The organism is Bacillus sp. LR_5, from assembly GCF_042709275.1.
This window is the reverse complement of sequence record NZ_JAVAXX010000271.1, coordinates 1-8,710: the sequence shown is the minus strand read 5'-3', so window position 1 is coordinate 8,710 and position 8,710 is coordinate 1. Positions and strand designations below refer to the sequence as shown.

General features: G+C 44.0%; 7 protein-coding genes. 1 reads left to right on the top strand and 6 read right to left on the bottom strand.

The features are described from left to right. The 3 genes from RAC86_RS31240 to spoVK all read right to left on the bottom strand — a co-directional run. A partial coding sequence (locus RAC86_RS31240) for a methionine gamma-lyase family protein (protein ID WP_377886398.1) occupies positions 1-1,231 on the bottom strand: 1,231 nt, incomplete at its 3' end. A gap of 17 nt (positions 1,232-1,248) precedes the next feature. Then, positions 1,249-2,511 carry a GTPase HflX gene (gene hflX / locus RAC86_RS31235; RefSeq protein WP_041520970.1) on the bottom strand — a complete coding sequence of 421 codons (1,263 nt, stop codon included), beginning with the start codon at positions 2,509-2,511 and terminating at the stop codon, positions 1,249-1,251. A gap of 133 nt (positions 2,512-2,644) precedes the next feature. Beyond that, a complete protein-coding gene (gene spoVK, locus RAC86_RS31230; RefSeq protein WP_061187517.1) occupies positions 2,645-3,613 on the bottom strand; it encodes a stage V sporulation protein K in 969 nt (322 codons plus the stop codon). An 818-nt stretch (positions 3,614-4,431) separates the two neighbouring features. Here spoVK and cwlC point away from each other — a divergent pair. Then, on the top strand, positions 4,432-5,199 hold the full coding sequence (gene cwlC / locus RAC86_RS31225) for a sporulation-specific N-acetylmuramoyl-L-alanine amidase (protein WP_014113881.1): 768 nt from the start codon (positions 4,432-4,434) through the stop codon (positions 5,197-5,199). A gap of 63 nt (positions 5,200-5,262) precedes the next feature. Here cwlC and RAC86_RS31220 read toward each other — a convergent pair whose 3' ends face one another. The 3 genes from RAC86_RS31220 to nrdE all read right to left on the bottom strand — a co-directional run. Beyond that, positions 5,263-5,883: a hypothetical protein gene (locus RAC86_RS31220; protein ID WP_014113880.1), complete on the bottom strand. Its 621-nt coding sequence runs from the start codon at positions 5,881-5,883 to the stop codon at positions 5,263-5,265. A 49-nt stretch (positions 5,884-5,932) separates the two neighbouring features. Next, entirely contained in the window at positions 5,933-6,922 is a 990-nt protein-coding gene (gene nrdF, locus RAC86_RS31215; RefSeq protein ID WP_014113879.1) for a class 1b ribonucleoside-diphosphate reductase subunit beta, read from the bottom strand. Between the two features lie 17 nt (positions 6,923-6,939). Beyond that, a partial coding sequence (gene nrdE, locus RAC86_RS31210) for a class 1b ribonucleoside-diphosphate reductase subunit alpha (RefSeq protein ID WP_377886396.1) occupies positions 6,940-8,710 on the bottom strand: 1,771 nt, incomplete at its 5' end.

The following is an 8,710-nucleotide window of genomic DNA, read 5'->3' as shown; positions in this document are numbered from 1 at the left end:
CACTGCATATGGCATTCTTCACATGCGAATAGGTTAATCCACCTTGAACATACGCTACATATGGCGGGCGGATAGGGCCATCTGCTGATAATTCGATGCTTGCTCCTTGAATAAATGTGCCTGCTGCCATAATGACATCATCTTCGTATCCCGGCATGTAGGCTGGATAAGGCGTCACGTGGGCATTGATCGGCGATGCATATTGAATGGCCTGACAAAAGGCAATCATCTTTTCTCTGTCAGAAAACTCAACGGATTGTATCAAATCTGTTCTTTTCGCATCCCATTTCGGGTTTGAAGTGAAACCCAGTTTTTCAAGGAATCTCGCTGTAAACACCGCTCCCTTTAAGCTTTGGGACACAACGTGAGGCGCCAAAAAGAAGCCTTGATACATTTCTTGGAGCGAGTAGAGAGATGCTCCTGCTTCTCTGCCGATGCCAGGTGACGTCATACGGTAAGAGCAAGCTTCAATCCATTTCGCTTTTCCCACGAGATAGCCCCCTGTTCTCGCAAGACCGCCGCCGGGATTTTTAATGAGAGATCCCGCCATCAGATCGGCTCCGACATGGCAAGGCTCAAGCTCTTCCACAAATTCTCCGTAACAGTTGTCCACAAAGACGATCAGGTTTTCATTGATTTCTTTTACAAAACGGATCATCTCTTTTATTTCACTAATTAAGAAAGAAGGGCGATTCGCATATCCTTTTGAGCGCTGAATGCCGATTACTTTCGTCTTCGGATTGATCGCAGCGGCGACTGCATCATAGTCAATTTTTCCGTCTTCCGTCAGATCAACCGCATTGTAGCCGATTTGAAAATCCTTTAACGATCCAGCGTTTTCTCCGCCTCTGACGCCTACAATTTCTTCTAGCGTATCATATGGCTTGCCCGTTATATAAAGAAGCTCGTCCCCCGGCCTGAGAACACCGAACAAAGCAATCGAGATGGCATGCGTGCCTGAGATAATTTGCGGCCTTACAAGTCCCGCTTCTCCGCCAAACACATCCGCATAAATGCTTTCAAGCGTGTCTCTTCCGATATCATCATAGCCGTATCCAGTAGACGGCGTGAAATGAGTGTCGCTTACTTTGTGTTTTCTATAGCTTTGAAGCACTCTCCATTCATTGCGCTCGCTAATTTCTTCTATTTGTTTATGAACACCGGCAATGTCCGCTTCCACTTCCATTGCCGTTTTTTTCAATAACTCTCCGTGTGTTAATGTGTCAAACATGTTTTTGAATTTCCTTCCTACATATACTTCTTTAATTCACCAATGATGCTTTGCTCTTCTTGTACATAGCCTGATATGTCGTACCGTTCATTTTCTTCATTAAAATAGAAGCGGTCAACCATCGTTTCCGATTTGATTCTCGAAAGGAGTTTGCCTTCACTTGCCGGCACATGCGCTTCAAAAGACGTTAACAGCTCTTGGCGCAAATAGCGTTGAATCGTTTCTTTAAACGTTTCAGCGTCTTCCTCAAATTTCGCACTGACCATAATGTGATCCTTTCCGGCGGACGGAATAAAATCAGGCAGCTTTTGATCTCGCTTATTGTAAGCCGTCAGCATCGGGATGTCGTCGGCTTCAAGCTCCTCAAGCAACCGAAGCACCGTTTTTTCGTGTCCTGGGTAATCCTCATTTGAGGAATCAATTAAATGCAGGATCAAATCCGCTTCTTTGACTTCCTCAAGCGTTGACCGGAATGCAGCAATCAATGTCGTCGGAAGATCCTGAATAAATCCTACTGTATCTGACAGAAGCACGCTGTACCCGCTTGGCAGGACCATTTTTCTGGTCATCGGGTCCAGTGTGGCAAACAAGAGATCTTCTTCATAGCTGTCAGCACTTGTCAGGCGATTGAACCATGTTGATTTCCCCGCGTTTGTATATCCGACAAGCGCAATTTGAAGCACACCGTTTTTCTTTCTTCTTTCACGGTATCGGCTTCTATGGCGAATAACAGTTGAAAGCTGTGTGTTGATTTCGTGAATGCGATTTCTGATATGGCGGCGGTCAGTTTCTAGTTTCGTTTCCCCGGGACCTCTCGCCCCAATTCCACCGCCTTGCCGGGAAAGATTGATCCCTTGCCCCGTCAGGCGCGGAAGTGCATATTGCAGCTGAGCCAGCTCAATTTGGAGTTTGCCTTCTCTCGTTCTCGCCCGCTTTGCGAAAATATCTAATATCAATTGCGTACGGTCAATCATCTTCACTTCAATTGCTGTTGCTAATGACTTTAGCTGACTTGGCGACAGCTCATCATTAAAGATGAGGAGATCAGCTTCAAGCTCTTCCACCAGTGCCTTCAGCTCTTCTACCTTCCCTTTTCCTATATATGTAGCGGCGTCAGCCCTGTTCCGTTTTTGTGTGACGCTGGTCAATACTTTTCCGTCTGCTGTTTTTGTCAGAGATGCAAGCTCTTCCATAGAATTTTCAAAATGCTCATCCGTGATATGCGGCAGCTGACATCCGACTAAAATAGCTTTTTCCTGTCTTGTTTCCTGTTCGTTCAAATGGATGTTCCTTTCTTTTGCATATTGGGCAGTAGTATTATCATACCAAACCCTGCATGTGTATACCACAAATCGATTGCTTTGAAAAGCAAGAAATACAAGCAAAAAACAGACCTCTCGAAAACCGAGAGGTCTATGCAGAGCCAGATGCTTCTTCTTTAATGGAAAGATCTTGGCTTTTAATGGTCATTAAATCACTTTTTAAGTATTGATCGCCCATTAAAAGCCTCATGGCTTGCGCTCTGATTGATTTTTCGATCACATTTCTGACAAAACGGCCATTGCTGAATTTAATGGGACTTGTCGTACTTTTGACTGTCATTAAGTAATCTTTCAATTTCCATTCCGCTTCTTGGCTGAGCTGGTATTCCCTATCAGCGATCATGCGTTTCGCAATCTCCATGAGCTGTGTGACAGAATAATCCGGAAAATCAATGGAGATGGGAAATCTTGATTGGAGACCGGGATTTAATGAGAGAAAATGATCCATTTCACGAGAATATCCGGCAAGGATCAAAATAAACTCATGCTGTTTGTCTTCCATATGCTTTACGAGCGTGTCGATCGCTTCTTTTCCAAAGTCCTTTTCGCCTCCTCTTGCCAGCGAGTAGGCTTCGTCTATAAACAAAATGCCGCCTAATGACTTTTTGATTAAATCTCTCGTCTTTTGGGCGGTGTGGCCGATATATTCCCCGACCAGATCTGCCCGCTCCGCTTCTATCAGGTGGCCTTTTGACAGGACATTCATTTCAAAGAACAGCTTGCCGATCAGCCGTGCAACCGTTGTTTTTCCCGTTCCCGGATTTCCTTTAAACATCATGTGCAGCGCTTGCTTCCCCACCTTCAAGCCTTGCTCCGCGCGTTTCTGATTCACAAAAATCCAGGCGTATATTTCCTTGATGTTGCGTTTCATTTCCTCCATCCCAACCAGTGCGCTCATCTCTTTTTCGATTTCCTTCAAAATGCCGTGCTTTGCTTCGTTTTTTTGCAATGCAGCTTGATATTCCGCCTCTGCCTCAGCATTCGTCAGCACCTGCTTTTGCCCGTTAAGAATAATGTTGATCTGTCCGTTGTTTTTATATGTCACAGCGCGCTCCAACATTTTCACCTCTCTGTTCTCTCTATATGATATTCAAGCGGATGCCGTTTGTGACAAACGCCTATCATGTGTCGAAACAATTGCTTTTTTCGGGAATGATAAGGAATTTTGCGCTTTCCCGAGAAATACTTTATTTCTTATTGTATTCACGGACATGGGGTGGACAAACCAAGAGATTTTGTTTTTAACAATTTTGTAAGGAACACTGAGCGATGAATATGGTGATATGCCTTTGACATATAAATCTCTTTATCACGGACACTTCCTATATCGCTTTTAACAGCTCAAACGAATCTCTCAGCGGAAGATCCCCTCCTAAGCTGTGTTCTTTCTCCGTTGCTCACCCTGTTTGGCATGACACTTCGGTTTTGAACAGGGAGCGAGCCAAAAATACGAATCGATCACACCTGTCAGCATATGGATCGCGGTTAATTTGCTGTTCTCATTCGCTTAAGATACCTGAGACATTTCTTTTTCTTCTATTAATAAAGAGATGTCTTCAGCGACACGTTTTCCCTCCCTTTTTCTTCTCAGCATATGAAAGGAGCTTTGCGTATGAATTTACGTTCCGAATGCCTGACGCAAAACCGAAGACCAGACGGAATCAGTTGAAATAAAGCCGAACCCATAATTCTCACAAACAAATAACATATTCACATTTTTCATTCAGATAGAATCTGCTGTCGCTTCATGTTGAATTGTGCGCTTTCCCGAGAAATAATTTCCTCATGTGAAAGGGTTATTTCCTCATTTTTCAGACGAATGATAATCGTACAAGCAGGAGCCGTGCTTTTTCATATCCTGTAATGAGGTGATGAAGAATGGTTAAGATTTTTATTGATCCTGGCCATGGCGGGTCTGATCCAGGCGCAACAGGAAATGGCCTTCAAGAAAAAACGTTAACCCTGCAAATCGCTTTAGCTTTACGTACGATATTGACAAATGAGTATGAAAGCGTTTCTTTGCTGCTGAGCAGGACAAGCGACCAATATGTCAGCTTAAGCGACCGGACAAACGCTGCAAATAACTGGGGAGCAGACTTCTTTTTGTCCATTCACATTAATTCCGGGGGCGGCACAGGTTTTGAAAGCTATATTTACCCGGGTGTCGGTGCCCCGACGACGACTTACCAATCGGCAATTCACTCTAATGTGATACAAGCTGTCGACTTTGCAGACCGCGGCAGAAAAACAGCAAACTTCCACGTTCTAAGGGAGTCGGCAATGCCTGCCCTATTAACCGAGAACGGCTTCATTGATACCGTTGCGGATGCAAATAAGCTGAAAACAAACAGCTTTATTCAAAGCTTAGCGAGAGGCCATGCAAACGGGCTGGAGCAAGCCTTTAGCCTTAAAAAGACATCCAGCTCAGGGTTATATAAGGTTCAAATTGGCGCATTTAAAGTCAAAGCGAATGCGGACTCACTTGCAAGCAGTGCCGAAGCTAAAGGCTTTGACACGATTGTCCTTTTAAAGGATGGATTATACAAAGTACAAATTGGCGCATTTTCATCCAAAGACAATGCAGACGCTCTTGCTGCCAAAGCGAGAAATGCCGGCTTTGACGCTATTGTGATTCTAGAATCATAGTCTAAACGCGGACGAGCGTCTCATAAAAAAACCCGGCTCCTCATCACGAGAAACCGGGTTTTTTTATTCAAGGATATCAACAACAAATTGTGACCATGTTTCCAGACGGTTATAGATGTCGTCCTGTTTTAATTCAGAGACTTTCATCCATTTTCCAGCAATTTGTTCTTTCTCCTTCACTTCCACTTGTGAGCCTGGCTGTAATTGAAGCGCAGAAAGAATACCGATATGCACTTTGCCGACACTGTTTTCATCATCATTGATGAGTCCCAGTGTGACAATCGCCTGTTTATCCTCTTCATTTATTTGCAGTTCTTCGTCAAGCTCACGGTCTGTGTTCAGCTTTAAGACTTCAGCAAATGAGGCTGCTCCTTCGATGGAGTTCATATGGCCTCCAAAGCCGAGAGAAAGCTTATTGTGCAGACGTGATTCCCCTCCGCCAGCCAGCCGCTCGTAAAGGAAAACTTCATCTTCGCGCTTAATGACGACATAAGGAATCGGCTGCTTGAAATGCGGATCTTCTTCTGCGTCTCCCCTTCTCATTTCACGATAGCCTGCTTCGATCTGAGCCATGATTTCTGCTACTTTGCTATCTTCACTGTTCACACCCTGGAAGGTTAAGCTTTCTTTCTTAAACACGTCATCGCGCGGGGCGACTAAAATCATTTCGTCCATTTTTCCCATGGTTACTGCGTCCTCCTCATTTGAACCTTCAAGCCGAAAAGAGCAGATATTATATCTGCTCTTTTTCATCTCCAAAATAAAAGTCATCGTCTTTGAGCGGCTCAACTGTCGCCTTTTTATAACCGTTCCCCTTCATAGAGAAGAAGTCATGTGATTTTGTTTTTGTATTTAATCCGTTTAAAACGATCGGATTGATATCTTCTTCTTCAAAATATGGATCAAATCCAAGGTTCATCAGCGCTTTATTGGCATTATAGCGGATGAATTTCTTTACATCGTGTGAGAGTCCAACTTGATCGTACAAGTCTTCTGTATACTCAAGCTCATTTTCATATAACTCATTCAGAAGGTCGATCGCAAATTCGCGAAGCTCTGCTTTTTTCTCTTCTGTCTGCTTATTGTAAATTTCCTGAGCAAGGAGACCCACATAGACGCCGTGAATCGCTTCATCACGAAGGATCAAGTTAATAATTTCCCCGCTTTGCATTAGTTTTCCTTGTCCGTAGAAATATAACGGATAATAGAAACCGCTGTAGAAAAGGAAGCTTTCCAGATAGACGGAAGCAACCATCGCTTTGAACAGTGAAATCTCGTCATCTTTTTGAATCGCTTTGTAAAGTCCGACGATGATTTGCGCTTTTTTCTGCAAATATTTATTTTGTTTAACCCATTCGAATACTTCATTAATCGTTTCAGTCGGTGCCAGGGTCATGAAAATATTAGAGTACGACTTCGCATGGACAGCGTTCTCCATCATCGCCATAAAGTTCAGCACCGCTTTCCGCTGGTGGCCGTCAACGTGTTCAGCCACGATCGGCATCCCCGTATTCCCCTGCTCTGTATCAAGAAGAGTCAGTCCGGCCAGTACCTTCATATAAGTGTCCTGCTCGTTTTTTCCGAGATACTTCCATGTGAGGAGATCGCCGTTTAAAGCAATCTCTTCCGGAAGCCAGAACTGTTTCACGTTTTGGTTATAGAACATTTGGGTAAAATCGTCTTCATGCTTTGACCAGTTTGCTGCGTCATAAATTTTCGTCACTATAAACTCTCCTTTAATCAAACAACACAAGAAAGGCAGCTGTCTTGCCCAGTATCTTTCGTTCTTGCATAGTAAATGGTTTTAATTCCTCTGTGATGTGCATACAGATCGATTCGGTTTAAATCACGAGTCGTCATTGTGTCTTTTAAGAACAATGTGAAGCTGATTCCCTGATCAATGTGCTGCTGGATAGTCGCGATCATATCTACAACCTTGAACATGTCCATATCGTAGGCTTCTTTATAGAAGAACCAGTTATTAGATGCAAGCCCAGGCATTGGGTAGTACGTTTTTGAGTTGCCGTATGTTCTTTCTTCAATCCGTTCCATAATCGGCATAACAGACGCCGTGCTTGATTGAACGTATGAGATCGAGCCTGTCGGCGCAATGCATAATCTGTAGCTGTGATACATGCCGTGTTCAGCTACAAATGCTTTTAGCTTTTCCCAGTCTTCTCTCGTCGGGATATGCATACCTTCAAACAGGTTAGCAATTTTTTCGTATTTCGGTGAGAAATCAGTTGAAACGTATTTGTCGAAGTATTCACCTGTCGCATAGGTTGATCCTTCATATTGATCAAACGTTTCGCCCTTCTCTTTTGCGATTTCCGCAGAACGCTGGATAGAGTAGAAGTTCACCATCATAAAGAACGTGTTTGCAAAGTCACGCGCTTCCGGACTTTCATACGCAATACCGTTTTGCGCAAGGTAGCCGTGAAGGTTCATAGCGCCGAGACCGATTGATTTCATCGCTTTGTTTGCCCGTCTTACAGCAGGCGCATTGCGGATATCAGTCGTTTCAGACACGTGTGTTAAAGAGTCTGTCGCAAGCTTAACTGTCTTTTCGATTGATTTGTGCTCCATGACGTTGAGAATGTTAAGCGAACCCAGGTTGCAGGAAATATCCAAACCGATTTCATCTTCTACATCATAGTCTGTGTATGAAGAAACCTGAGATGCCTGCAGCACTTCAGAGCAAAGGTTAGAAAATTTCACCTTGGAAATATGGTTATTTGCATGCACTTTATTCACGTTATCTTGGAACATGATGTATGGATAGCCTGATTCAGAGCGAAGCATCGCCAGTTTTTCAAGCAATTTCCGCGGGTTGATCTTTTCCTTTTTCACCCGAGGGTTGTCGACAAACTTGTCGTACATTTCGTTCATATCCATCTCATCCATGTGCTGGCCGTACTCTTTATAAATCGTGTGCGGATAAAATACGTAAGCCGCTTTGTCTTCACGTGCAAGCTCAACGAACTTATCCGGAATGACAACACCGATAGATAGCGTTTTGACACGCACATCTTCATCCGCTGAAATCTTTTTCGTATCGAGAAAATCATTGATATCGCGGTGGAAAATGTTTAAGTACGCCGCGCCAGATCCTTGTCTTTGCCCCATTTGGTCAGCATAACGGAACGCGTTATCTAGAAGCTTCATGACGCCTACAACGCCTTTTGTGGCGTTTTCAACATCTTTAATGGCTTCACCTTTCGCGCGAAGCTTGGACAGGTTAAGAGAAACCCCGCCGCCCAGTTTAGAAAGCTGCATAGAGATATCGATCGCTCTTGAAATATCGTTTAATGAATCATTGACTTCGAGCAGGAAGCAGCTCACAAGTTCTCCGCGGCGTTTTCTGCCGGCGTTCAAAAATGTGGGTGTGCTCGGCTGGTATTCCTGATTGATCATCAGGTTCACATATTCTTTTGCTTTCTCAGTGTCGCCGTTTGCGAAGAACAGCGCAACAATTGAGATCCGGTCCTCATAACGCTCGAGGATTCTTTTT